This window comes from Pseudoduganella sp. R-32 (assembly GCF_049913245.1).
Lineage (GTDB): Bacteria > Pseudomonadota > Gammaproteobacteria > Burkholderiales > Burkholderiaceae_D > Rugamonas.
The window spans coordinates 4,750,415-4,775,109 of the sequence record NZ_CP183987.1 but is presented as its reverse complement, the minus strand read 5'-3'; the positions used below and the strand labels follow the sequence as shown (position 1 = coordinate 4,775,109).

At 59.1% G+C, this 24,695-nt stretch carries 26 protein-coding genes, 5 tRNA genes and 1 pseudogene; 26 read left to right on the top strand and 6 right to left on the bottom strand.

All coding sequences use genetic code 11. The features are described 5' to 3' along the window. Positions 1-19 precede the first annotated feature (19 nt). The 22 genes from ACN9MU_RS21570 (at position 20) to ACN9MU_RS21465 (ending at position 15,378) form a co-directional block, all read left to right on the top strand. The gene (locus tag ACN9MU_RS21570) at positions 20-403 is read left to right on the top strand and encodes a protein YgfX (RefSeq protein WP_426318525.1); all 384 of its coding nucleotides are present in this window, start codon (positions 20-22) and stop codon (positions 401-403) included. A gap of 24 nt (positions 404-427) precedes the next feature. Continuing rightward, positions 428-1,006 carry a sigma-70 family RNA polymerase sigma factor gene (locus tag ACN9MU_RS21565; protein ID WP_426162478.1) on the top strand — a complete coding sequence of 193 codons (579 nt, stop codon included), beginning with the start codon at positions 428-430 and terminating at the stop codon, positions 1,004-1,006. 9 nt (positions 1,007-1,015) lie between these two features. Next, a complete protein-coding gene (locus ACN9MU_RS21560; protein WP_426343439.1) occupies positions 1,016-1,303 on the top strand; it encodes a hypothetical protein in 288 nt (95 codons plus the stop codon). Positions 1,304-1,409: 106 nt separating this feature from the next. Further along, positions 1,410-2,891 (top strand): DegQ family serine endoprotease, encoded by a 1,482-nt coding sequence (locus ACN9MU_RS21555; RefSeq protein ID WP_426318523.1) that lies wholly within the window; start codon positions 1,410-1,412, stop codon positions 2,889-2,891. A 103-nt stretch (positions 2,892-2,994) separates the two neighbouring features. Beyond that, positions 2,995-3,381, top strand: a complete 387-nt coding sequence (locus ACN9MU_RS21550) for a hypothetical protein (RefSeq protein ID WP_426343438.1) — start codon at positions 2,995-2,997, stop codon at positions 3,379-3,381. Next, a complete protein-coding gene (locus ACN9MU_RS21545; RefSeq protein WP_426162474.1) occupies positions 3,382-3,636 on the top strand; it encodes a glutaredoxin family protein in 255 nt (84 codons plus the stop codon). A gap of 148 nt (positions 3,637-3,784) precedes the next feature. Beyond that, complete coding sequence (gene lepA / locus ACN9MU_RS21540; RefSeq protein WP_426162473.1) at positions 3,785-5,578, top strand: translation elongation factor 4; 1,794 nt, start codon at positions 3,785-3,787, stop codon at positions 5,576-5,578. Beyond that, positions 5,575-6,504, top strand: coding sequence for a signal peptidase I (gene lepB / locus ACN9MU_RS21535; RefSeq protein WP_426162472.1), 930 nt, complete (start codon positions 5,575-5,577; stop codon positions 6,502-6,504). The genes lepA and lepB overlap by 4 nt, the downstream gene beginning before the upstream one ends. 21 nt (positions 6,505-6,525) lie before the next feature. Then, positions 6,526-6,903: a DUF4845 domain-containing protein gene (locus ACN9MU_RS21530; protein WP_426162471.1), complete on the top strand. Its 378-nt coding sequence runs from the start codon at positions 6,526-6,528 to the stop codon at positions 6,901-6,903. A 6-nt stretch (positions 6,904-6,909) separates the two neighbouring features. Next, positions 6,910-7,698, top strand: coding sequence for a ribonuclease III (gene rnc / locus ACN9MU_RS21525; protein WP_426162470.1), 789 nt, complete (start codon positions 6,910-6,912; stop codon positions 7,696-7,698). A gap of 18 nt (positions 7,699-7,716) precedes the next feature. Then, positions 7,717-8,619: a GTPase Era gene (era, locus tag ACN9MU_RS21520; RefSeq protein WP_426343437.1), complete on the top strand. Its 903-nt coding sequence runs from the start codon at positions 7,717-7,719 to the stop codon at positions 8,617-8,619. Further along, the gene (gene recO / locus ACN9MU_RS21515) at positions 8,619-9,452 is read left to right on the top strand and encodes a DNA repair protein RecO (protein ID WP_426162468.1); all 834 of its coding nucleotides are present in this window, start codon (positions 8,619-8,621) and stop codon (positions 9,450-9,452) included. Before era ends, recO begins: the two co-directional genes overlap by 1 nt. Before the next feature lie 9 nt (positions 9,453-9,461). Further along, on the top strand, positions 9,462-10,220 hold the full coding sequence (gene pdxJ / locus ACN9MU_RS21510; protein WP_426336090.1) for a pyridoxine 5'-phosphate synthase: 759 nt from the start codon (positions 9,462-9,464) through the stop codon (positions 10,218-10,220). Further along, positions 10,217-10,615: a holo-ACP synthase gene (acpS, locus tag ACN9MU_RS21505; protein ID WP_426343436.1), complete on the top strand. Its 399-nt coding sequence runs from the start codon at positions 10,217-10,219 to the stop codon at positions 10,613-10,615. Before pdxJ ends, acpS begins: the two co-directional genes overlap by 4 nt. After that, the gene (gene uvrC / locus ACN9MU_RS21500; RefSeq protein WP_426162465.1) at positions 10,608-12,461 is read left to right on the top strand and encodes an excinuclease ABC subunit UvrC; all 1,854 of its coding nucleotides are present in this window, start codon (positions 10,608-10,610) and stop codon (positions 12,459-12,461) included. Before acpS ends, uvrC begins: the two co-directional genes overlap by 8 nt. A 258-nt stretch (positions 12,462-12,719) precedes the next feature. After that, positions 12,720-13,310, top strand: coding sequence for a CDP-diacylglycerol--glycerol-3-phosphate 3-phosphatidyltransferase (gene pgsA / locus ACN9MU_RS21495; protein WP_426336088.1), 591 nt, complete (start codon positions 12,720-12,722; stop codon positions 13,308-13,310). A gap of 80 nt (positions 13,311-13,390) precedes the next feature. After that, a tRNA-Gly gene (locus ACN9MU_RS21490) sits at positions 13,391-13,466 on the top strand. A gap of 91 nt (positions 13,467-13,557) precedes the next feature. Then, positions 13,558-13,633, top strand: a tRNA-Gly gene (locus ACN9MU_RS21485). A 39-nt stretch (positions 13,634-13,672) separates the two neighbouring features. Continuing rightward, positions 13,673-13,748, top strand: a tRNA-Gly gene (locus ACN9MU_RS21480). Between the two features lie 16 nt (positions 13,749-13,764). Further along, positions 13,765-13,840 (top strand) — tRNA-Gly (locus ACN9MU_RS21475). A 49-nt stretch (positions 13,841-13,889) separates the two neighbouring features. Beyond that, a tRNA-Cys gene (locus ACN9MU_RS21470) sits at positions 13,890-13,963 on the top strand. 272 nt (positions 13,964-14,235) lie between these two features. Continuing rightward, positions 14,236-15,378 carry a site-specific integrase gene (locus ACN9MU_RS21465; RefSeq protein ID WP_426162463.1) on the top strand — a complete coding sequence of 381 codons (1,143 nt, stop codon included), beginning with the start codon at positions 14,236-14,238 and terminating at the stop codon, positions 15,376-15,378. Between the two features lie 713 nt (positions 15,379-16,091). Here the strand turns inward: ACN9MU_RS21465 and ACN9MU_RS21460 are convergent. Then, positions 16,092-16,358, bottom strand: a complete 267-nt coding sequence (locus ACN9MU_RS21460) for a hypothetical protein (protein ID WP_426162462.1) — start codon at positions 16,356-16,358, stop codon at positions 16,092-16,094. Positions 16,359-16,379: 21 nt separating this feature from the next. Here ACN9MU_RS21460 and ACN9MU_RS21455 point away from each other — a divergent pair, with 21 nt between their 5' ends. The 3 genes from ACN9MU_RS21455 (at position 16,380) to ACN9MU_RS21445 (ending at position 19,691) form a co-directional block, all read left to right on the top strand. Further along, entirely contained in the window at positions 16,380-16,730 is a 351-nt protein-coding gene (locus ACN9MU_RS21455; protein WP_426162461.1) for a PEP-CTERM sorting domain-containing protein, read from the top strand. 346 nt (positions 16,731-17,076) lie between these two features. Continuing rightward, positions 17,077-19,287 carry an ATP-binding protein gene (locus ACN9MU_RS21450; protein ID WP_426162460.1) on the top strand — a complete coding sequence of 737 codons (2,211 nt, stop codon included), beginning with the start codon at positions 17,077-17,079 and terminating at the stop codon, positions 19,285-19,287. Positions 19,288-19,505: 218 nt separating this feature from the next. Further along, positions 19,506-19,691 carry a hypothetical protein gene (locus ACN9MU_RS21445; protein ID WP_426162459.1) on the top strand — a complete coding sequence of 62 codons (186 nt, stop codon included), beginning with the start codon at positions 19,506-19,508 and terminating at the stop codon, positions 19,689-19,691. A 480-nt stretch (positions 19,692-20,171) separates the two neighbouring features. Here ACN9MU_RS21445 and ACN9MU_RS21440 read toward each other — a convergent pair. From ACN9MU_RS21440 to ACN9MU_RS21420, 5 genes and pseudogenes are all read right to left on the bottom strand, one after another. Continuing rightward, a pseudogene (locus ACN9MU_RS21440) lies at positions 20,172-21,122 on the bottom strand (IS256 family transposase); the annotation flags it as partial. A gap of 660 nt (positions 21,123-21,782) precedes the next feature. Then, the gene (locus tag ACN9MU_RS21435; protein WP_426162458.1) at positions 21,783-22,274 is read right to left on the bottom strand and encodes a hypothetical protein; all 492 of its coding nucleotides are present in this window, start codon (positions 22,272-22,274) and stop codon (positions 21,783-21,785) included. Between the two features lie 31 nt (positions 22,275-22,305). After that, the gene (locus tag ACN9MU_RS21430; protein WP_426162457.1) at positions 22,306-22,656 is read right to left on the bottom strand and encodes a hypothetical protein; all 351 of its coding nucleotides are present in this window, start codon (positions 22,654-22,656) and stop codon (positions 22,306-22,308) included. A gap of 202 nt (positions 22,657-22,858) precedes the next feature. Further along, on the bottom strand, positions 22,859-23,092 hold the full coding sequence (locus tag ACN9MU_RS21425; protein ID WP_426162456.1) for a hypothetical protein: 234 nt from the start codon (positions 23,090-23,092) through the stop codon (positions 22,859-22,861). A 569-nt stretch (positions 23,093-23,661) separates the two neighbouring features. Further along, positions 23,662-23,817: a hypothetical protein gene (locus ACN9MU_RS21420; protein WP_426162455.1), complete on the bottom strand. Its 156-nt coding sequence runs from the start codon at positions 23,815-23,817 to the stop codon at positions 23,662-23,664. 238 nt (positions 23,818-24,055) lie between these two features. On the opposite strand from ACN9MU_RS21420, the gene ACN9MU_RS21415 reads away from it, so the two are divergent. Next, a complete protein-coding gene (locus ACN9MU_RS21415) occupies positions 24,056-24,589 on the top strand; it encodes a DUF1003 domain-containing protein (protein ID WP_426162454.1) in 534 nt (177 codons plus the stop codon). Positions 24,590-24,695: the final 106 nt, after the last annotated feature.

Sequence of the window (24,695 nt, the reverse complement as noted above, 5' to 3'; positions counted from 1 at the left end):
CCCCCCTTCATTTATTCCTATGTCGATCGCGGCATCTGTCGCTGTTCGTCCGTCGCCATGCCTGCGCGTTTTGCGGGCAGGGATTGTTGCGTCCGTGCTGGCTGTCGGGGCATGGAGCGGGCAGCCCTTGCTGGCGGTGGCAGCCCTGGCAAGCCTGCGGCGCGAAGTCAATTGCAGCCACATTGATATTTCCGGTGTCGGAGAAATCCGGCTGACGGTATACCGGAAGCAGTGCCGGGCACGCTTGCTCGATGGTTGCACCGCGTGGCCGGCCGCCTTGCTGCTCCACCTCGAGCTGGAAGGAGGGCTGCGCCTGTGGCTGGCCTTGCTGCCGGATTCGGTGGCGCGCGGCGAGTGGCGCCGGCTGCAGGCGGCAGTGCGGGCCCAGCTTCAAAAAATGTGAACCAATCTTCGCGGGACTGCTCTTATGAAGGTGGACCCAGATCGTGAGCTGGTGGAGCGGGCCCGGGCAGGGGAGCGGGCCGCGTTTGACCAGCTGGTGGCGCGCTACCAGCGGCGCCTGCTGCGCCTGGTCCTGCGGCTGCTGCGCGATCCGGCCGAGGCGGAGGATGTGGTGCAGGAGACCTTCCTCAAGGCGTACCGCGCCTTGCCGCGCTTTCGGGGCGAGGCGGCGTTCTACACCTGGCTGTACCGGATTGCCTTGAATGGGGCGCGCAATGCGATCCTGCGGCGGCGGCAGCGAAGCGCACCGCAGGGCGTGGCGCCGTCCCAGCTTCCGGCGCCGGTGCCGGAAATCGGGACGCCGGAGTCGATGTTGCTCAGCAAGCAGGTGATGCTGGCCATCGATGCGGCCATGGAGGCTTTGCCGCTGGAGTTGCGAACTGCCGTCGTGCTGCGGGAAATCGAGGGCTTGAGTTATGAGGAAATTGCGCAAATCATGGAGTGTCCGCTGGGAACCGTGCGCAGCCGGATTTTTCGGGCCCGCGAAGCGATTGCACGGCGGCTGCGGCCTTTACTGGATTTGCCTGTCGATAAGCGTTGGTGAGGAGGAGCAATGATTTTGCTGCCGGATGAGGATGAGCTGCCCGTGGGCGCCCAGGTCAATGCGGTGATCGGGGAAGCCTTGCGCCTGAGTGTTGCCGACGTCGAGCCGAGTGCAGGCTTCGCAGCGCGGCTGGCGGCGGCGCTGGACGAGGCGGAGCGCGACAGTCATCTGGTGCGGACGCAGGCGGTGGCCGGCGAGCCGGCTTGCCAGGAAGCCGTGCCGGGCGAGAGCAAGCAGGCGGGCGAGGGCGGGCGTGGGGCGGGGCAAGGGTCGGAGGCTGCCGAAGCAGCCTCTTGAAACCGCGAGGGGTTGCCCGCAACATATCGTCACAATATCCGGCTCCCGTTTAACACGAAGCTGATTTATATTGCTTGTTCTTCATTGACTTTCACTGAACGCAACCATGAAAAAAACCATGATTTCTGCGCTGGTACTCAGTGCAGCCTCCCTCGGCCTGCCGGCCGTTGCCGGTTTCGCGCCCGCCTATGCGGCGGCTCCCGCCGTGGCCGGTTTGCCGGACTTTGCCGACCTCGTTGAGCGAGTCGGCCCGGCTGTCGTGAATATCCGTACTACCGAACGCATTACCCAGCGCGACGTCGACGCGGCTGGCCAGGCCGATGAAATGCAGGAATTCCTGCGCCGCTTCTTCGGCGGGCAAATGCCGCGCGGCCAGGCGCCGCGCCGCCGTAACCTGCCGACCCCGGGCCAGGAGATCCAGCGCGGCATCGGCTCCGGCTTTGTCGTGTCGGCCGACGGCTATGTGCTGACCAATGCCCACGTAGTCGATGGCGCCGACGAGGTGTACGTCACCCTGACCGACAAGCGGGAATTCAAGGCCAAGGTGCTGGGCGCCGATGCGCGCGCCGACGTGGCCGTGCTGAAGATCGATAGCGGCGGCAAGCTGCCCTACCTGACCATTGGCGACCCGAACAAGTCCCGCGTCGGCGAATGGGTGATCGCGATCGGTTCCCCATTCAATCTCGAGAACACTGTCACCTCCGGCATCATTTCGGCCAAGGCGCGCGATACCGGCGACCTGCTGCCGCTGATCCAGAGCGACGTGGCGGTCAACCCGGGCAACTCGGGTGGGCCGCTGATCAACCTGAAGGGCGAAGTAATCGGCATCAATTCGCAGATCGCGACGCTGTCCGGTGGCTATAACGGCATTTCCTTTGCGATCCCGATCGACGAGGCGATGCGCGTGGCCGACCAATTGAAGAAATCCGGCAAGGTGACCCGCGGTCGCCTGGGCGTGCAGATTGGCGAGCTGAACAAGGACGTCGCCGAGTCGCTGGGCCTGAAGAACAACAAGGGCGCCGAGGTGACCCAGGTCGAACCGGGCAGCCCGGCCGACAAGGGCGGCCTGCGCGTGGGCGATGTCGTCATCAAGTACAACGGCAAGGATATCGACCGCTTTGCAGACCTGACCCGCATGGTGCTGGGCACCGCGCCAGGCAGCAAATCGACTTTGACCGTGTGGCGCAAGGGCGCTCCGGTGGATGTGCATGTCACGGTGGGCGAGGCTGATCCGGACAACAAGGTGGCTGCTCGTTCGGGCGGCAAGAAGGGCGAGAAGAGGGACGAGGCGCCAGCCAGTGCGGTCAATGCGCTGGGCTTCGTAGTCAGCGACCTGACTGCGGCGCAGAAGCGTGAACTGGGCGTGTCCGGAGGCGTGATCGTTGAGGATACCGACGGTCCGGCCGAGGCTGCCGGCCTGCGCCAGGGCGATATCCTGCTGATGCTGAACAACCAGGACATCGTGGACGCCAAGCAGTTCAATGCTGCCGTGGCCAAGCTCGATCCGAAGCGGGCCGCCGCCGTGCTGGTGCGCCGCGGCAACCAGGCGCAGCACTTCTCGCTGCGCCCGGCGCCCGCCTCCAAGTAAGCACCGCTCGGCCCGACGCCGCCGCGCGTTTGTCGCCCCTCAAGGCGGCAAGCCCGCGGCGGCGTTACGTTTGGTTCTCCGCCCTGCGCGCCAGGAGGACGCCATGCCGCATGAGTTTGGCAACTACGACGCGCACGCCGAAGATGAAGTTATTCGCACAAGGGTAACCATCGTGGAGCGTGATTCTCAAGCCATCCTGGCGCGCCTCGACAGGGAGATGGCAACTAAAGCTGACCTCGAGCGTGCCGTTGCGACAGTTGTGAAATGGACGGTTGGCGCGACGCTAGGATCGATAGCACTCATGATTACTGTCATGACGTTCGTCATGAACTATGCGCCGCCGCAGGGACGGTTCGCCAGACAGGAACCCGTCGCAACGGTGGCGACTGCGCCCGTTCAGCCGCCGGCTATCATCATCACCATCCCGCCCGGCGCGCTACAATGGCAGCCCGCGCCCGAGGGGGCGCAGACCAGCCCACGCAAGCCCTGAATGCACGCCACTCCGCACTTTACCCTTTATTCCCGTTCCTACTGCCACCTGTGCGAAGACATGCTGGCAGCCCTGAATGCCCTGCAAACCCCGGAAAAGCCGTTCACTGTCGAAGTCATTGACGTTGATGCCGACGAAGCCCTGGTGGCGCGCTTCGACGAGCTGGTACCGGTGCTGTTCGCCGATCTGGCTGAGCCAGAGCTGTGCCATTACTTCCTGGATGAGGCCAAAGTACGGGCCGTGTTGTCGAAATGATTGCCGGAATGGCACTATTTCACAGTCTTCCCTCTAGAAATCCGGCTTTCCCCTCTGAAATCCGGTAAAATGCCGGGGGTTACCCTTGCATTGAATTCCATAAAAAGGCGCTCAAGCGCCTTTTTGTTATAGCTCGTTTCGATTTTTAATGAACAACATTCGCAACTTTTCCATCATCGCCCACATTGACCACGGCAAGTCCACGCTGGCGGATCGCATCATCCAGCTGTGCGGCGGCCTGTCCGACCGCGAGATGGAAGCGCAGGTCCTGGACTCCATGGACCTGGAACGTGAACGCGGCATCACCATCAAAGCCCAGACCGCAGCCCTGAAGTACAAGGCGCGCAACGGCGAAATCTACAACCTGAACCTGATCGACACCCCGGGCCACGTCGACTTCTCCTATGAAGTGAGCCGTTCCCTGTCCGCCTGCGAAGGCGCGCTGCTGGTGGTGGACGCGTCGCAGGGCGTGGAAGCGCAGACCGTGGCCAACTGCTACACCGCGCTCGACCTGGGCGTGGAAGTGGTGCCGGTACTGAACAAGATCGACCTGCCGAACGCCGACCCGCCAACCGCGATCGCGGAGATCGAAGACGTGATCGGCATTGAAGCCGGCGACGCCGTGCAATGCTCGGCCAAGACCGGCCTGGGCGTGGAAGACGTTCTGGAATCGATCATCGCCAAGGTGCCGCCGCCAAAAGGCGACCCGGAAGCGCCGCTGCAAGCCCTGATCATCGACTCCTGGTACGACGCCTACGTGGGCGTGGTGATGCTGGTGCGCGTGGTGAACGGCACCCTGCGTCCAAAAGAAAAGATCCGCCTGATGGCGACCGACTCGGTGCAGCTGGTGGAAGACATCGGTATCTTCTCGCCGCGTTCCGTCTCGCTGTCCCAGCTGACCGCAGGCCAGGTGGGATTCGTCATCGCCGGCATCAAGGAACTGAAAGCCGCCCGTGTTGGCGACACCATCACCCATGCGCAAAACGGCGCGCCGGCGCCGCTGCCAGGCTTCAAGGAAGTCCAGCCGCAGGTGTTCGCCGGCCTGTTCCCGGTGGAAGCCAACCAGTACGATGCGCTGCGCGACTCGCTGGAAAAGCTGAAGCTGAACGACGCCGCGCTGCAGTTCGAACCTGAAGTGTCGCAGGCGCTGGGCTTCGGTTTCCGCTGCGGCTTCCTCGGCCTGCTGCACATGGAAATCGTGCAGGAGCGCCTGGAGCGTGAATTCGACCAGGACCTGATCACCACCGCACCGACCGTGGTGTATGAAGTCGAGAAACGCGACGGCACCGTGATCCACGTCGACAACCCGTCGCGCATGCCGGACCCGAGCCACATCAACGAAGTGCGCGAGCCGATCGTGACGGTCAACCTGTACATGCCGCAAGAGTATGTCGGTTCCGTGATCACCCTGTGCATCGCCAAGCGCGGCATCCAGATGGACATGGCTTACCACGGCCGCCAGGTGAAGCTGGTGTACGAGATGCCGATGGCCGAGATCGTGCTGGACTTCTTCGACAAGCTGAAGTCCACCTCGCGCGGCTACGCGTCGATGGACTACGAGTTCAAGGAAAACCGTGCTGCCGACGTGGTAAAGGTCGACATGCTGATCAACAGCGAAAAGGTCGACGCGCTGGCCATCATCGTGCACCGCGCCAATGCGCCATACCGCGGCCGCGCCGTGGCGGCCAAGATGCGCGAACTGATCCCGCGCCAGATGTTCGACGTGGCGATCCAGGCAGCGATCGGCTCCAACATCATCTCGCGTGAAAACGTCAAGGCGATGCGCAAGAACGTGCTGGCCAAGTGCTACGGCGGCGACATCACCCGTAAGAAGAAACTGCTCGAGAAGCAGAAAGCAGGCAAGAAGCGCATGAAGCAAGTGGGCTCCGTGGAGATCCCGCAAGAGGCATTCCTGGCAATCCTTCAAGTGGAAGAGAAATGACACTGCAATCCATCCTGGGCAATTTCGCTTTAATCCTGTTCGTCCTGATGGTGGTGACGGGGATCATCTGGGTCCTCGACCTGGTGGTGTTTTCCAGGCAGCGCCGCGCTGCCGCCAACAAGGCGCTGGTTGAATATGACGAGCGCATGGCGCGCTCGGCTGCCAACGGCATCCGCATGGACGAGCAGGGCAATGCCCGCTCCAAGCTGGAAGCGGACATCCTGCGCCAGCCGACCTGGATCGAATATTCGGGCAGCTTCTTCCCAGTGATCGCGCTGGTGTTCTTCCTGCGCTCTTTCCTGTGGGAGCCGTTCAAGATCCCATCCTCGTCGATGGTGCCGACCCTTCTGGTGGGCGACCTGATCCTGGTGAACAAATACACCTATGGCATTCGCCTGCCTATCCTGAACAGGAAGGTGGTGCAGGTCAACGATCCGCAGCGCGGCGATGTGATGGTGTTCAAGTATCCGAAGGATATGAGCCAGGACTACATCAAGCGGGTAATTGGTGTGCCGGGTGATAAAATTGTTTATCAAAACAAGCGCTTAACGGTGAATGGCCAGGCAGTTGGCTATACCCCGATGGAAGATTACCTGGAAGAAGGCACTCTTACTTACCAGAAGCAATTTACCGAACAGCTCGGCAATGTACAGCACCGCATCCTGAACAACGAAAAGGCGCCACCGGTCCTGATCGGCCAGGTGGATGACAATTTCCCGCACCGTGAGGCCTGCACTTACAACTACGAAGGGTTTTCGTGTGTAGTTCCTGAAGGAAATTACTTTATGATGGGCGACAATCGGGACAATAGTGCCGACAGCCGAATCTGGGGTTTCGTACCGGACAAAAATATCGTGGGCAAAGCCTTCTTTGTCTGGATGAACCTGGGTAATTTCAATTTCGATCGTCTTGGCGGCATCCGCTAAGCAGACAGGAGAGTAGAACTTATGCGCAAGCAGCATGAACGTGGTATCAGCCTAATTGGCCTGATTTTTGGTATTGCAATCCTTGCGGGCGTCGGCCTGATTGCTGCGCAAATCCTGCCGACCTACATCGAGTACCGCGCCATCGTGAACGCGATCGAGCGTGCCAAGAAGGATGGTGGCGACAATGTCTCGGCCATCCAGGGATCTTTCGCCAGGAGTGCGGAAACGGGTTATATCACGTCGATTACCGGCCACGATTTGATGCTGGAGCGCAATGGCACTGATTTCGACATCAGCTTTGCGTATGAGAAAAAGATTCCCCTGGTTGGCCCGGCCAGCATCCTGCTGGAATACGAGGGCACGACAGCAAAGGCTGGCGCAAAGAAGAAGGTTGAATAATAAGTGATGAATTTACAGTTATTGCAAACCAGGTTGGGCTACACGTTCCAGGATGCTGGATTGCTCCAGCAGGCCCTGACGCACCGTAGCCACAGCAGTTTGCATAACGAACGGCTGGAATTCCTCGGCGACTCGATCCTGAACTGCGTAGTCGCCTCCATCCTGTACGAACGTTTCAACTCCCTCGACGAGGGCGACCTGTCGCGCGTGCGCGCCAACCTGGTCAAGCAGCAATCCCTGTTCGAAATCGCCCAGAAGCTGGAACTGTCGCAGTTCCTGCGCCTGGGCGAAGGCGAACTGAAGTCGGGCGGTTTCCGGCGCCCGTCGATCCTGGCCGATACGCTGGAAGCCTTGCTGGGCGCCATCTACCTGGACGGCAGTTTCGACCAGGCCGCAGCGGTGATCCGCGCCTTCTACATCCCGATCCTCGATTCGGTCGACCCGCAGACGCTGGGCAAGGATGCCAAGACCCTGCTGCAGGAATTCCTGCAGTCGAAGAAGATCTCGCTGCCGCTGTACAACGTGGTCGCCACCCACGGCGCCGCGCACAGCCAGGAGTTCGAGATCGAGTGCCTGGTACCCAAGCTGGGCATCCAGGTGTTCGGGCGGGGCGGCAGCCGCCGCGCCGGCGAGCAGGCTGCGGCCAAGCTGGCGCTGGAAGTGGCCGAAGAAGCGCTGAAGAAAGCGCCATCGGCCGGCCGCAAGCCGCGCCAGCGCTCGGCCCAGCTCAAGCTGGCCGGCATCGCCACGGTCCAGGGCGAAACGGCGGCGGACAAGAAGCTCGCCAAACAATAACTGAATTGAGTTTGCATCATGACTAGTGCACCCACTCCCGCCGGCTTCCGCTGCGGTTACATCGCCATTGTCGGCCGCCCGAACGTTGGCAAGTCGACCCTCATGAATACGCTGATCGGCGCCAAGGTCAGCATCACTTCGCGCAAGGCGCAGACGACGCGCCACCGCATCACCGGCATCCAGACTGTCAGCGACGCGCAGTTCATTTACGTCGATACGCCCGGCTTCCAGACCCGCCATTCGAATGCGCTGAACAAGACGCTGAACAAGACGGTGACGAATACGCTGGAATCGTCGGACCTGATCCTGTACATCGTGGAGGCGGGCACCTTCGGCCAGACCGACCAGCAAGTGATGGATTTGCTGCCGAAGAATGTGCCGGTGATCCTGGTGATCAACAAGTCGGACCGCGTAAAGGACAAGGCGGTTCTGATGCCGTTCGCGCAGCAGATCGCCGAGAAATTCCAGTTCACGGCGATCGTGCCGGTGAGCGCCAAGCTGCGCTTCCAGCTGGATGGCCTGCAAAACGAGATCAAGAAGCACTTGCCGGAGAATGAGCCGATCTTCGGCGAGGACGATATCACCGACCGCAGCGAGAAATTCCTGGCCTCGGAAATCGTGCGCGAGAAGCTGTTCCGCTTTGTGGGCGACGAGCTGCCTTATACCAGCACGGTGCTGATCGAGAAGTTCGAGCAGGAAGGCAATTTGAGGCGCATCTTTGCCGCCATCCTGGTCGAGCGCGACAGCCACAAATCCATGATCATCGGTAACAAGGGCGCGCGCCTGAAAGAAGTTAGCACCCAGGCCCGCCAGGACATGGAAAAACTGTTTGGCGGCCCGGTCTACCTCGAGATCTGGGTGAAAGTGAAATCCGGCTGGGCCGACAACGAGGCTGGCCTGCGCGCATACGGCTACGAATAATGCCTGTCCTGACAGCCGAGCCCGTGTCCCATTTGGGGTCTGACCCCAGCCGGGACACGAGCGCGGCCGTACCAGCCCCGCCGGCGCAGAAGCGCCGCCCACCAGGGCAGCAGCGCACTGTCGGCACCCGCGTGACGGGACAGCCGGCCTTTGTGCTGCATAGCTACCCGTACAAGGAAACCTCGCTCATCGTCGAGCTGTTCACGCGCGACTACGGGCGCGTGGCATTGATCGCCAAGGGCGCCAAGCGTCCGCATTCGCAGCTGCGCGGCGTGTTGCAAACCTTCCAGCCCCTGACCACCGGCTGGACCGGCAAGAACGAATTGCGCACGCTGACCGATGCCGACTGGGTCGGCGGCATGCTGCCCCTTGAAAAGACCGCGCTGCTGTGCGGCTTCTACCTGAATGAACTGCTGGTCAAGCTGACCGCACGCGACGATGCGCATGCGAAGCTGTTCGACCATTACGTCTCCACGCTGAACCAGCTGGCCCACAATGAACCGGCGCCGATCGTGCTGCGCAAGTTCGAAATGGCGCTGCTGAAGGAGACCGGCGTGGCGGCCGACCTGACGCGCTGCACCGCCTCGCGCACGAAAGTGCTGGCCGATGTACATTATGTGGTGGACCCGGATCGCGGGCCGCGCCCGGAGCGCGATGAGGACACGGCCCCGCGTGTCGCAGGCAAGACGCTGCTCGATATCGAGCGCGAAGATTACAGCGACCCGGCCACGCAGGCGCAAAGCAAGCAGCTGATGCGCTACCTGTTGTCCTGGCACCTTGGCGGCGCGCCATTGAATACGCGCCAGATATTGATCGATTTGCTGCAACTCTAAGAAAAGAACATGAGCTTCCTGTCACCATCCGGCACCATCATCGACCTTGGCGTGAATATCGACCACGTCGCCACGCTGCGCAATGCGCGCGGCACCGTGTACCCGGACCCGATCCGCGCGGCGCTGCTGGCCGAACAGGCCGGCGCCGATTGCATTACCCTGCACCTGCGCGAAGACCGCCGCCACATCAAGGATGCCGACGTGATTGCGCTGGCGCCGCAACTGGTGACGCGCATGAACCTGGAAGCGGCCGTGACCCAGGAGATGATCGACTTCGCCTGCCGCATCAAGCCGGCCGACGTCTGCCTGGTGCCGGAAAAACGCACCGAAATCACCACCGAAGGCGGGCTGGACGTGGTGCGCTTCCACAAGGAAGTGGAGGCTGCCGTGAAACAGCTGCAAGGGGAGGGCATTCGCGTGTCCCTGTTCATCGACGCCGACGAAGAGCAGATCAAGGCTGCCGCCGCAGTCGGCGCGCCGGTGATCGAACTGCACACCGGCGCCTATGCCGATGCTGAAGGCGAAGCGCAGGCGCACGAACTGCAGCGCGTCAGGGACGGCGTGCGCTGGGGCGTGCAGAACGGCTTGAAGGTCAATGCCGGCCATGGCCTGCACTACACCAACGTACAGGCCATTGCCGCCATTCCGGAAATCGCGGAGCTGAATATCGGCCACGCCATCGTGGCGCACTCGATCTTCGCCGGCTGGGAAAATGCCGTGCGCGAAATGAAGGCCATCATGGTGTCGACCCGCCTGGGCGCAAAATGATCTACGGCATCGGGACGGACGTCAGCAAAGTGCCCCGCATTGCCGCCGCGCTGGAACGCAGCGGCGAGCGTTTTGCGCGGAAGATCCTCGGTCCTGAAGAATTCGCGGTGTACCAGGAGCGTTGCGCCCGCAGCCCGCTGCGCGGCGTGCGCTATGCGGCGACCCGCTTCGCGGCCAAGGAGGCTTTCTCGAAGGCCCTGGGCCTGGGGCTGCGCCCGCCGATGACCTGGCATGCCGCGCAGCTGCTCAATGATGATTTAGGCAAGCCCTACATGGCCTGCAGCGGCGCGCTGGGCGAATTCATGTTGCAGAATGCGCTGGTCGCCCATATCTCCGTGAGCGATGAAGAGGATTACGCGGTCGCCTATGCGATCGTCGAACGAGCGAATGACTGAAGAAACCCCAGACCCGCGCGAACAGGTGCTGGCCACCGTTGCCAAGCTGCCCAACCTGCCCGGCGTGTACCGCTACTTCGATGCCGAAGACAAGGTGCTCTACGTGGGCAAGGCGCGCGACCTGAAAAAGCGCGTGTCGAGCTATTTCCAGAAGAATCTTTCGAGCCCGCGCATTGCGTTGATGGTCGAGCGGATCGCGCGCCTGGAAACCACGGTGACGCGCAGCGAAGCCGAGGCCCTGATCCTGGAAAACAACCTGATCAAGGCTTTGCAGCCGCGCTACAACATCCTGTTCCGCGACGATAAGAGCTATCCCTACCTGAAGATCACCGGCGGCGACGTGCCGCGCATGGTGTACTACCGCGGCGCGGTCGATCGCAAGCACCAGTATTTCGGCCCTTTCCCTTCCTCGTGGGCGGTGAAGGAATCGATGCAGATCCTGCAAAAGGTTTTCATGTTGCGCACCTGCGAAGACAGCGTGTACATGAACCGCACGCGTCCCTGCCTGCTGCACCAGATCGGGCGCTGCAGCGCACCCTGCGTGGGCTTGATCGCGGTGGAGGATTACCGCAATGACGTCAACAACGCCGCGCGCTTCCTGCGCGGCCGGCAGACGGAGGTGCTGGAGGAGCTGGAGCAGAAGATGCTCGCCTATGCCACCGATCTCAAATTCGAGCAGGCGGCCGTTGTGCGCAACCGCATCCAGTCGCTGTCGAAGGTGTTGCACCAGCAGTCGATGGAAACCACCGGCGACCAGGACGTGGATATCCTGGCCGTGGTGGTGCAGGGCGGCCGTGCCTGCGTCAACCTGGCGATGGTGCGCGGCGGCCGCCACCTGGGTGACCGGGCCTACTTCCCGACCCACGTGATGGATGCCGAGGTCGTGGCCGAACGCCCGATCGAACAGGAAGTGCTGGCCGCTTTCCTGGTCCAGCATTACACCGAGAAGTCGATTCCCGGCACCCTGATCCTGAATATCGAATTCGACCAGCCGGAACTGATCCTGGCGCTGCAGGAACAGTGCGGGCACCGCATCCACCTTGTATTCCAGCCGCAAGGCCAGCGCCGCCAGTGGCAGGAGCTGGCGCAGAAAGGCGCCGAGATATCGCTGGCGCGGCTGCTGTCCGAGCAGGGCTCGCAGCAGGCCCGCACCCGCGCCCTGGCCGAAGTGCTCGGGCTGGAAAACGAAGACCTCGACACCCTGCGCGTGGAGTGCTTCGACATTTCGCACACGGCCGGCGAGGCGACGCAAGCGTCCTGCGTGGTGTTCCACCATCACCAGATGCAGAACGGCGAGTACCGCCGCTACAACATCAACGACATCACGCCGGGCGACGATTACGCCGCCATGCGCCAGGTGCTGACGCGCCGCTACGAAAAAGTGGCGGGCGGCGACGGCGTCATGCCGGACGTGGTGCTGATTGACGGCGGCAAGGGGCAGGTCGAAATGGCGCGCCAGGTGTTTGTCGAGCTGGGACTGGACATCAGCCTGATCGTCGGGGTGGCGAAAGGCGAGGGCAGGCGCGTCGGCCTGGAGACACTGGTCTTCGTCGATGGCCGCGAGCCGCAGGAACTGGGCAAGGAGTCCGCAGCCCTGATGCTGGTGGCCATGATCCGCGACGAAGCCCACCGTTTTGCCATCACCGGCATGCGCGCCAAGCGAGCCAAGGCCCGCCAGACCTCGCGCCTGGAGGAGATTGAAGGCATTGGCGCCAAGCGCCGCCAGAAGCTTTTGTCCCGCTTTGGCGGGCTGAAAGGCGTGATGAACGCCAGTATCGAGGACTTGAAATCGGTGGAGGGTATCTCGGACACGCTGGCCGAAGAAATCTACCGGCAGCTCCACTGAAAACCGGTAAACCAGGGTCAGACGGGACGGCCATCCGGCATGGGTCTAACCCTGTCTGATCGACTGTCGCGGGGTTGGTTCTGGGCCTTTGACGTTCTGAGAAATTCAAAGGCCTAGACCCATCCCCTCACCGCAGCGCAGACAGGGTCCGACCCTCCGGGTCGTACCCAGGTTTACCGGTTTTCGCAGTCAAATTGGCTTTGATCGCGCCGTCGTTATACACTAGCGGCGCGTCATTACAATTCCTATACACCGCATATGCCTTTCAACATCCCGATCCTTCTGACCTGGTTGCGCGTCGCGCTGATTCCCCTGGTCGTAGGCGTGTTCTACCTCCCCGTCACCTGGCTTAGCCCGCACGAACGCAATCTGGCCGCCACCCTGATTTTCATCGTTGCCGCCGTTACCGACTGGTTCGACGGCTTCCTGGCCCGCCGCTGGCAGCAGACATCGGCCTTCGGCGCCTTCCTCGACCCCGTGGCCGACAAGCTGATGGTGGCGGGCGCCTTGCTGGTGCTGCTTAACCTGGACGGCGGCCGCTGCCACCCGATTGTCGCGTTCATCATCATTGGCCGCGAAATTACGATTTCGGCGCTGCGCGAGTGGATGGCGCAGATTGGCGCCTCCAAATCGGTGGCGGTCAGTTCGATCGGCAAGATCAAGACGGCGGCGCAAATGAGCGCCATCCCGATGCTGCTGTACTACGACGTGCTGTGGGGCGCGATCGATACCCGCTTCTGGGGCGACCTGCTGCTGTGGCTGGCCAGCGTGCTGACCGTATGGTCCATGTTCTATTACCTGAAAAAGGCGTGGCCCATGATCAAGGAACGGTCGGGCAACTTATCGTAAATAACAATATTGCCCCTTGACAGCGTCATTGGATCATCTATAATGCTGGCCTGCTGTTGATGACGACGCAGCGATGCGAAGCGGGAGTAGCTCAGTTGGTAGAGCGCAACCTTGCCAAGGTTGAGGTCGAGAGTTCGAGACTCTTCTCCCGCTCCAAAAAGTCATCGGCAACAAAGCGGTAACGAAGCAGTAATAATCGCACTGGAAATATGAGAATGTTTCTGCGATAATGCGGTTCCTCTGAAATGCGGGAGTAGCTCAGTTGGTAGAGCGCAACCTTGCCAAGGTTGAGGTCGAGAGTTCGAGACTCTTCTCCCGCTCCAGTTCACTGGAGCAGCAGTAGTAAAATGAAATAACTCCATGCGGGAGTAGCTCAGTTGGTAGAGCGCAACCTTGCCAAGGTTGAGGTCGAGAGTTCGAGACTCTTCTCCCGCTCCAAGTTTTTCAAACCCATGCGGGAATAGCTCAGTTGGTAGAGCGCAACCTTGCCAAGGTTGAGGTCGAGAGTTCGAGACTCTTTTCCCGCTCCAGAATTCTTAGAAAGAACCAGGCCTCGCCGGTTGTTTCTTCCAGCCTTACGGCGGGGTAGCAAAGTGGTTATGCAGCGGCCTGCAAAGCCGTGTACGCCGGTTCGATTCCGGCCCTCGCCTCCAAACAAATCAAGCACTTAGCTTGCGAATCAGCCGGGAACTTCCCGGCTTTTTTGCGTCAAAATGCCTCATAATGGTTCTCTGCCACCTCATTTGGGTGGCAAAACCAGCCTGATACGGCCTCGGTTGGCCGTCTACGCGAGTTGGCCGTCGACGCCAGTCTTCTGCCACTTTGCCACCCAATGTCATGGAGGCAACTATGGCGATGGTCAGGAAATGGGGCGAAAAGTACGAACTGCGAATCAAGCACCGGCTTCTGCCCAAAGGCATTTAAAGTGGACGCGCGCAATTATGGCGAGCAGGTGGAAGCGTTGCTGGCGCAAGGTCATTTGCCGCACGACTTGGTGACGCAGCGCGTTCGCGTCAGCTCCAAGACGTTGGCTAAACTGATGCGAGATTACCAGGCCGCGGTTCCGGTCAGTGCGTTGGATAGCGCCATTCTCCATTTGCTGCGGCTTCAAATCGGCGCCGAACGGGCAGACAGAGTGTTGAAATATCAGTGGGCAGAAGACTGGGTGCGTTCGTTAAAACTCGAGCATCACCTGGCGCCTGGGACGATCCGTAAGCGTGTTGGTGCTGTTGCGCGCCTGTTGGACTGGTTCTTAAAACGAGAAGCCAAGGCCGGCGAACAGCCCATTGCCAATCCATTGCGGCTGCTGCCGAAGAATTATTCGACGTATAACGCGCATGAGGGCTTGCTCTTGGAAGCGCGCGACAACATCGCGTCGAAGAAGGACGTGAGCCGCGACCGGCGATTGGAGGCCGATGAAGAGGCGCGTATTGTCGCTGCGCTACGCGGAGATAAGCGGGAGGGGCGCGAACGCGCCCTTGAGCTGCCAGATGGTGCTGCGTTGATGGACCTCTTCCTCTTACTGGTGAACACCGGTTTGCGTCTGCGCGAAGCGTACACCTTGCGCGTACAGGATGTACGCCTGGACATGCGTACCGTGCACATCCGCAGGAGCAAGACTGGTGCCGCGCGTGATGTCCCACTGCTGCCTGATGTTTACGCCTTGCTGAAGCGTCGCGTCGAAGAAGTCAAGGGTGCCGGCGCCAAGGCGGCGATTTTCCCTTGGTGGATTGATGGGGCAGACAGCAAAGAATTGGCGCGCGTGACATCGCTGTTAAGCCGCGCGCTGGGGCGTGCCTTCGCGTTCGCCGAGTGCAATGACTTGACCGCGCACGATCTGCGACACGAAGCTACTTGCCGGTGGGTGCTGATGAAGGACGGGGGGGGAGTTGGTTATTTCGTACGGAGGAAGTCATGCGTATTACGGGGCACAAAGATCCACGCGTGTTCATGCGCTACGTTTCCTTGCGTGGATCCGACCTTGCAGAGCGCCTCTGGACTACGCCACCTTAACCGTACGAGTCAGGTCAGGGAGGCTCCGCCGCAATCGTGGGCCAGGCAATTTTGAAGTGGTGGTCACGCTGGAGTTCAAATGCGCGTTTGCCTCCTGATGCAGATATTGGTGTAATGCGTCGACAGGAAAGCGCCATGAGCGGCCGTAGTTGATAGCCGGTATCGGACGCTTATCAGCGCGGCGAGTTGTTAAGTAAAGACTTGGCTAAAGATCCCCAGAATATTCAGCTATTCGAGAAGCTGCTTCGGAATGAGGGGAAAGGAAGCGCTGCAGAGCTTATCAAGCTGGAGACGTACTTGGGAAATTTTGCGACCTCGCCCACAAGACTACACAGGGGGCGCCGCTTTGCCCGGGTCGTTCCAGGATGTTGAGGACAGTTTTCGGACGATATCCCAAGACCCCAAGATTGAAAGGAACGTACAGAAGGACTTTGACGCATTCAAGTCGAGATTCGGAACGAGTAACAGCGGTTCGCGCCAGGCTGCAGGCGGTTCGCCTTCTGAGACGATCGACCAAGGTCACGTTCCGAAGGTGCGAGATGATGTTGCCCAAAAGGGGATCGGTATAAGCGCTGAGTTTGACAAACGCATTGAGCGGTTTGAAGCGAAAGGCATTCACTCGATGCCAAACGAGCCGTTGCGATCGGAACAGTCATTGTTCGAGAATGCGAACAGGCAGGTAACTAGCGGTCCGGATGTAGTCGCGAGAAAGCTACGTGAGTTGGTAAAGGCGGCAAAAGCAAAACTCGGGAAGGACGAATAGATCGCTTAGACCGGATATTTGCTTTCGATTTTTAACTCGCCACGTGAGTCGAAGCCAAGCAACGACTCCTCGCAGTAGTCGGCGTAGGAAGCACTTTGTGGGCGGCGTTTGAAGATGGAGTGGGCGGCGAATAGAATCAGATAGAGAGTAAAGAATGCTGAGGCGGTCATCGCGCCGGCGACCAGCATCAGTTCGTCGTCATCACGCAGGAGCGCACAGCCCAAAGCAAAGCCGACGATTGTTGTTACTAGCAGTTGGAGTAGTGTTTTCATTTCGTGAGGATAGGAGGTCGTATGAGGCTCACTTCGAAGTGTATCGCGGCTCTGCTTATCGTTTCCTGTGGTGAGGTGGGCGCAGTTTCTTTATCTGGAGGCGCAACAGATGACTCGGTTTGTGACCTTTCCCCAATGACTAACTACCGGCTTACACGTTCCGTGTTTGTAGCTGCTGGTAGTTCGAATGTCCCCGATTACCGGATCACCGATGACACAATCGTCAATGTGATGCAGGTATCTGGCCCCGAGTTGCCGCCGGCGGTGCCCGAGCCGGCACATCCCTTCCTGTTCGCCGCAGGATTGGTGCTGCTAGGCGCCTTTTCGCTGTTGCGGAACACCGGATACATGTCGCGTCCATCGCCAAGCTGACGATGAAATTGGCACCTTTGAAAGCTATATCGGGACACGATCTAAGCTCAAGAATTTCAACTTCGGGCCGCGCGATGAAGAGGGCGCCTTGGCGGCTGTATCACAGATGCGTTGTTTTCGGCTATTAGTGATGCCCCGGCGCGGGCAACTATCGAACTTCAATAGCAGCGGTGCGTACGATACCGCAACGATCTGTCACTTACAGTTCGCTATTTAGCTGTTTAGTCGCGTGCGGCAATCGAACGCAGGGTGTGCCGTGCTAGACTGGCCTCCGATGTCGTTTGAGAAGCTTAGAGTTCGAGGCGGTGTCTAAACTAACGCGCCGCATGGGCTGGAAGGAGGTAAGTTGGAACTTGATCCACCCATACAAGAGCAGCGCAAGGAACGCCATGTCGTTCGGTTTTATGATCAGGACGAGCAATTGCTCGAAGAGGTGGCGGAGTTCCTGGACGTCCCATTACGCTCCGGCGGCGTCTCAATCGTTATCGCGACGAAGGAGCATATTGCCATCTTGCGCCGAAGCTTGGCTGGTTTCGGAACTTCCGCTAACCAGGGACCCTGGACGATGGGCAAGCTAGTTGTACTCGAGGCCGAACTTGTCCTCGACCAATTCATGGTGAATGACTGGCCCGATCCCGAACTTTTCAATCTGAGTGTCGGTACGATCGTACGCGATGCATGTCACAATGGACGCTTGGTCCATGCCTTTGGCGAAATGGTCGCCATCCTATGTGATCGTGGACTGTATGAAGCAGCTATTCGACTTGAACAACTGTGGAACGAATTGCAGAAGCGATTCGACTTTCTGCTCTTTTGCGCCTATCCCTGGAGTGTCTTCACGTCGCGCGAGCTGTTGACTAAGTTTCAGCAAGTATGCAGGGTCCATGATCATGCCCGTTCGAACGCGCATGGGCGGGAGGAAGCGGGCGATGTTCGCACGCTTGAGCTGGAACAGGACAATCGCATCCTGCAGAGCGAACTGACTCGTGCCCTCGATGCTGTGCACACCTTGCGGCACCGCGAGCAGGAGCTGGCTGATTTCGTCAATAATGCGGCCGAGGGCCTTCACCGCGTCGGAAGTGATGGCACGATCGTTTGGGCCAATAAGGCTGAGTTGGCCATGCTTGGCTACCGGTGGGAGGAATATGTTGGCCACCATATCGCCGAATTCCATGTGGATCAGGAATTGATCGCGACTATACTATTGCGCCTCCAAGCCGGCGAAACCATTTGCGACCAACCTGCTCAACTGCTCTGTAGAAGTGGCGCGACCAAGCACGTTCTGATCCATTCCAATGCCTATTTCGTAGATGGAAAACTACGCTATACGCGTTGCTTTACGCGTGATGCCACCGAGCGGATGTTGCTTCAGCAGGCGTACCGCGAACGCGAAGATTTGCTGTCGGAGATGACTAGTATGAATCGCGCGAAAGACGAGTTTCTCGCGATGCTGGCGCATGAGTTGCGCAATCCACTGGCGCCGATCACTGCGGCAGCAAGAACCCTTCTGAGTGCTGATTCGGATGCCGTCCGCGTCAGGGAGGTGGCGTCAGTCGTTGAACGACAAGCTGCTCACCTTGCAATCCTGCTCGACGATTTGCTTGATGTCGCACGCGTTACGCGTGGGCAAATCAATATGGTTCATGAGCCAGTCGATCTGAACGACGTGTTGGCGGCAGCGATCGAGCAGGTCACGCCGCTTTTCGAGCGCCTGTCGCACTCTCTTTCCGCGACTGCGACGCCTAGGCAGGTTTGGGTTTGCGGTGATCAAAAGCGGCTGGTGCAGATCATTACCAACTTGCTGACTAACGCCGCGAAATACACGCCGCCGGGCGGGCGAATTGCTGTTCGCCTCTCCGTGGTGCTCCGTGAAGTGGAGCTTGTCGTGACGGATAACGGCATTGGGATGGCGCCGGAGCTCGTCGGAAGAGTGTTTGAACTCTTTATCCAGGGAGCGCGGACTTCTAACCGGTCGGAAGGCGGGCTAGGCGTCGGGCTTGCGCTGGTGCGCAGGCTGCTGCACGCTCACGGTGGAACGATTCGTGCCGAGAGCGCGGGGCCAGGTAAGGGCAGTCGATTTACCGTGAAACTGCCGATTCTCGAACAGCACGTGGAGCAAGCCCTTGAGGTCAGCGGCGATGGTCAGCATGCAGTCGGCGAGACCGCCGGTCTGCGTGTTTTGATCGTCGATGATAATGTGGACGCGGCGAGGATGCTTGGCATGTTGCTGGAAACCGCCGGCCATCGCGTCGTGCTCGCGCATACGGCCGCTGAGGCATTCCAGGTCGCTACAAATGAAGGGCCCAATGTCTGTTTGCTGGACATAGGATTGCCTGATATGGACGGCCGAGAATTGGCGAGCAGGCTGCGGCAAACACCTGCCGTGGCCGACGCGCAGTTAATCGCGGTGTCAGGCTACGGCCAGGCCGAAGATAAACGCACGTCGCTGGCGGCTGGTTTTGACCACCACGTCGTTAAGCCGGTCAATTCCGAAGAGCTACTAGCGCTAATGAATCGCGGGCGCGCGCCGACTCAGGATACGGTCCGCCCCCAGTGAACTTGGCTTCAGGTTACACATGGCCGAAAACTGTTGGCGGTTCGCCATAGCTGCCCTGAGATACCTTGAGTCAGAATCGCGCAATAGATGCGCGTCCGACGCGAAGCCATACTACTACTTCACGGACCATCGCAGTTCCGTGCACTTGCGGGGGGCAGTTTGCGTATGATGATATCCGAGTTTGGCTAGCCAGGAACCACACGACTTGGAGGATTGCGATGTTCAAAGCGCTCGTTTTCTGCGGTCTCTTGATTTCCTCGATCACATCAGCTCGCGCGGCCCCTACCCACTGGGACTTTTCCTGGTCGGGTTTCTTTGACACGCTAACCCTCCGATTTATCGATGCCACGGTAAGCGGCTCTTTTGAAGCTACTGACTCCGATGCCGATGGTCAGATGAATTGAATGAGTTGACGTCCCTCGTGCTACAGGGACGAGACGCGCTAGGTTGCGTTTCGATTCCAACTGTGACCTGCGGCGTTTCGGAGTTTTCATATACTCCTGGGGGCGTATTGACGCTTCGTGGAAATTACGTGGACTACTGGGACGACAACGGTGGTCCGAACTGGACTTGGAATGAGATTTCAATGGACACCACGGCCGGTTTCTTTTCGATGATCGGTCGCGCACAGCAGTTTTATGAAGGCCGTGATTGGATGTTCATACCCGAAACCCAGTTCACTATATCGGCAGTTCTGGAGCCGGAAACCTATCTAATGCTTTTCGCAGGGATGTTTGTAATTGGGGCTGCCACTAGGTCGAGATCAAAAACTCGGTAGTGGTCGTACTAAGGATAAATACATTCGTGTTTTTGCGTCGTGGCAATTCCCTTGAGCGCGATCATTTGGACCTGTCAGGAATTTTGTGTGCCGGGGTCGCTGTTAGTTAATTGAGCGCGTTGGTAAAACGTTCCCCAAACAGGATGGCAAACTGATTGGCGGCCATCTTCCAGGTCCGCTGCGGCATCTTCCAATCTTTTTCGATATTGCGCAAGGCCAGGTTGAGCAATTTCGTCGCTGCCTCGTCGCTCGGGAAGTGTCCGCGATTCTTGACGATCTTCCGCAAGCGCATATGCAGGCTCTCAATGGCGTTCGTTGTGTAAATGATCGAGCGTACTTCCGGTGGGTAGGCAAAGAACGGAATTACCTGCTCCCACTGCCGGCGCCACATGGCTACCACTGACGGGAAGCGTTGGCCCCAAGGGCCTGCCGCAAAGGCATCCAGCGCCGCTGCCGCCGCATCGGCGTTAGAAGCCTGGTAGATTGGCTTGAGCGCTGCCGCAAGCTCCTTACGATCCTTCCAGGAGGCCAGCGTCATCGAGTTGCGAATCAGGTGCACGATGCAGGTTTGGATATGCGCCTGTGGGAACACCGCTTCAATCGCCTCAGGGAAGCCGCGAAGGCCATCAACGACGGCGATCAGGATATCCTCCAGGCGCACGGTTGCGCAGTTCGTTAAAGACCTTCAGCCAGAACTTGGCGCCCTCTGTTTGCTCGATCCACAGCCCCAGCACTTCTTTGCGGCCGTCGGCACGAATGCCCAGCGCCAGGTACACGGCCTTGTTTTTGACGGTGCCTTCGTCGCGGATCTTCAGGCGCAATGCATCGAAGTACACGATTGGGTACATCGCTTCCAGTGGACGCTGCTGCCACTGCGTCACTTCGTCCATGACCTCGTCGGTGATCGTTGAGATCAGGTCTGGCGACACTTCGGTGCCGTACAGCTCCAGTAAATGTGCCTGGATTTCCGCACTGTCATGCCTCGGGCATACATGCCGATCACATGGTCGTCAAAACCCGGCATGCGGCGTTGATGCTTGGCTACCAGCTTAGGCTCATGACCCACCATCTCGCCACCGAAGGCGACGCCAAGATCATGCGCTTATGGCATTCGTTCCTGTACTCACATCCCACGCAATTGGCAGGATCATTTGTACGGACGGGATCAACCGCGCCGCCCAGCAAGCGCCCTCGGCGGCTCGCCATAGAAACAATTGTGTGTTCCGGAATGAGATCGACGCGGTAAAGGGTCTGCCTTCTTGTAAACCATGGATTGAGGCTAGTGGTTTTTTCCACCGATGGATTGCGAAATATTAAACTCCATGCACTCTTTGCTTGCGCATCGGTCACGCTGTCATGAATTGGCGTCTGCACCGAATGCCTGCAGCAGCTCATAAGGTTTATCAAAATCAAATTTGTTTAATGCCTCCTGAATCGCCGTAACGGTGTCGACGGACATTGCGGCGCTCATCTTCTCCTTTACTTTCCTGAACTGCGTGATTGCCGCGATATCGTGCGCGCGCACCAGTGATAGGAAGGCTGAGAGGGCGGTGTCCGGAGTGGTCGATCGGGTTGCGGCGGACGCTGCACCGCGCTGGACACCCGGTGCCCAACCTGGTCGACGAATAGTTCAAAAGCGTCGTTCAGGGCTGGTCTTGATCGGTATCGAGAAAACCGGCAGTTTGGAGGCCGGTGCACGCTAGAATGCGCGCGGGAGCTAATGTTCACATTGCGTGAGGTTATGCCGCGGACATTGGTGAGCGCATTGCCTTGCTTGTCGGTCGATCACACCGACGTTCCAGAAGTGCTTCGTGAGCGACGGAACGATCAAGATGCGTTGGCGCAGGGCGGCGGAGTCTCCGGAGATTGCGGGCGAGACCACGTCGGCTACGCCGCGCACTAGTAATTCATGCTGCATGCCGATCTGCGGCTGCATGCTCGTGCGCACGACGTTGGCGGCGAGAAGGGCGACAACAATGGCCGACAGAAGGACAAAGGCAAAGACGCTGCCAAAGAGCTTGGTGCGGATCGATCGTTTCAAGTACCCGATAGGGAAGCCCGCCGCCGACTCGTTGTCCTTAGCACACCCATGGGTTTCCTGTCTTTCGGCGCGATGGATAATACGATTGGCATTGTTGCGCAAGCGGGCTATGGACGGCAATGGCGAACGATTCGCGAGATGGAATCGCGAGCAGTCGGCCTTCGACATCGTGCAAGGCCTGCAAGAAGAAGTCAGATTCTTAGTCGAGTTCGTAGTATGCGTCGGCGCGCGGGGCACGAGCCATGTCGGCGTTGCAGTACGCGGTCGTCGCCTCGCGCTGCCGCAGCGATTCAAACAGGCTGTGCAGACCGTCCACGTTGGAACCCCACCAGGACGGAGAATCGTGAAGAACGGGGGAGTGACTTCTGACTTTTCCGTCGCCAGAGAGGAGACGCTGGATGATCTGCGAAGGAACGCGTTCGCCAATGAGATAGGCGATGGCATAGCGCCACCCGAATTTTTCTGCCAAGTCAAGCGCTGCGTCCACGACGCTTGCCATGCGAACGCCCGTTCGGCGTTCCGGATGATAAAATGGCACGGTTGTCTCCATGTTCACTCAAAGGCTTGGCTTCGGTTGGCCAATGCCACAACAGGTGATGTACTCACCTTAGCACGCTCGTGTTCGCCATGCGAGTCGTGCTCGCGATCTTCATATGCAGTGTTGGCGCTGTGCTACAGCTCCGTTCGCGGTACGCAGGGTGACCCGGCATTGTCCAGTTCAAACGCAGGAAGCGCCAAATGCTCAACCTAAGCTAACTGAACCTCGGTCGATACATATTGATCAGATCAATGACGGCATAGACCATCGCGCTCAGTTCAGGTGCATGAGAAATGAAACATTCCTGAGTGTAGCCCCCGATTCGCAGCACTTCGCGCTTCATCGCCATGAACTGCAGCTCGTGCTGCGCGTCGAACGCACCATCAGCGTCGTCGGAGACCTTGGCGCTGGATCGGCAGTGCGAGGCTTCTGCGAGGTAAAGCGCCATGAAGCGGTTGGTGGAATTTTCAATGGATCGCTTCCCGAACGATGTGGCTGGTACCGCTGTATCTCAGTGTTCCAGTCGGAGATAAGCGTTGAACCAAGCGTCCAGTTGCTTGTACAGAAAACTGCGCGGCAGCGCTTCACGGCCAAAGGCTTCGCGACCATTGGGAGTCGCTTAGGGCAATCCCACGCAGAAATGGGACTACTCATTGGCGCGTCTGACCTCCATTGCTACGTACCGATTGGCGGCGTAGGCTTCGGTGGGACCATCATGCCTTGTTCCAGCATCACTGATAGCAAATTCGGTGAGCAGGCGAACGGCACGAGGAATGTGGCGTCTACTAGGGAAACCAAAATGAAGCGTGAATTCCTCACTGTTTTCAGGCAGGACTTCCACCACTTCGAAGCAAAAGTAAGATTGACTTCAATACTTTTGCAGCCAGACTGCCGGCAGTCAACATGCAGCGACTCGCTGAGGATGGCGCATAGCTGCACAGCAGCCTCAGGAGTGAGGGAAAAAGCGTTACGTCAATGAGATCGTCGGACTGGAAAAGATGTCTCCCATGGACCTCCTCAGCGTGTGCCACGATGCCCCATGATGCCGTCATTTTTATGTCGACCTGCGACTTCATTCTGGGTTGCTTTCTGCTGCTGCTTGTTGATGTCGCCTGTTTTGCCAGGGAACGCTTTGTGAGGCGTTGGGTCCTGGACTTTCTTTGTACTGTTCATGATGTTCTCCGTCAACGTATTAGGACATCGTGCGTGCACTGGTCGACTGGCGATGGAAAGCCTGGCGCGTGACGTCCTTGGCCGCGCTTCTACGTCATGACTCGTATTCAGTGTACGCCTTAACTCGCTGGCGCGTTGGCGCAGTGATCGTCGATGCCCACCACGGTAGCGAGTTGGGAATTGCGATCCCAAGTTGAGCTATAGTGGGCGAATCATTCCGGGCATGTTGGGAGGTTGTATGAACTCATCTCAAACCGAAAACTTGTCTTCGACAGGTGAATCACATGTCGATCATTTGCGTTTTCATCGCCAGCACGAACACTTATCCAAGACGTTTGGGAGTGACGCGTTCGGGCTGAAGGCGGAAACCTTCGCGCGCTTCCTCGGCACCTCACTTTTTCTTGGCCTGCAAACCATCATTGTCGCCACGTGGATCGCAGCCAATGTCTTTGGGCTGGTTCATTTTGACGTCTACCCTTTCATCCTATTGAATCTGGCATTTAGCTTGCAGGCGGCTTATGCTGCACCGCTTATCTTGTTAGCACAAACGCGCCAGGCGGCGCGGGACAAGGCGCATTCTGAAGCCGACGCCAAGCACCGCGAGGCGATCGCCGTCGCATCGACCAAGCATTCCGCACAAACGTTGGAGCTGCTCCGTCAGAACACTGAGCTGACAGAAATCACCAGGGCGATGGCAGAGCGAATCGAAACGTTGACGGCCGAAATCCACCGTCACCTTGTTCAGGACGCCACGCGAAAAGGCAGAGATTGACGAGTTGCGCTTCTGTTACTATCGCGTCCCGTTGTGGGGAGTTTGCTTCGGACTGAGTGCAGCAATCGAATGCCACGTGCCGGCGCTAGAGGAATGGTTGGAGAGC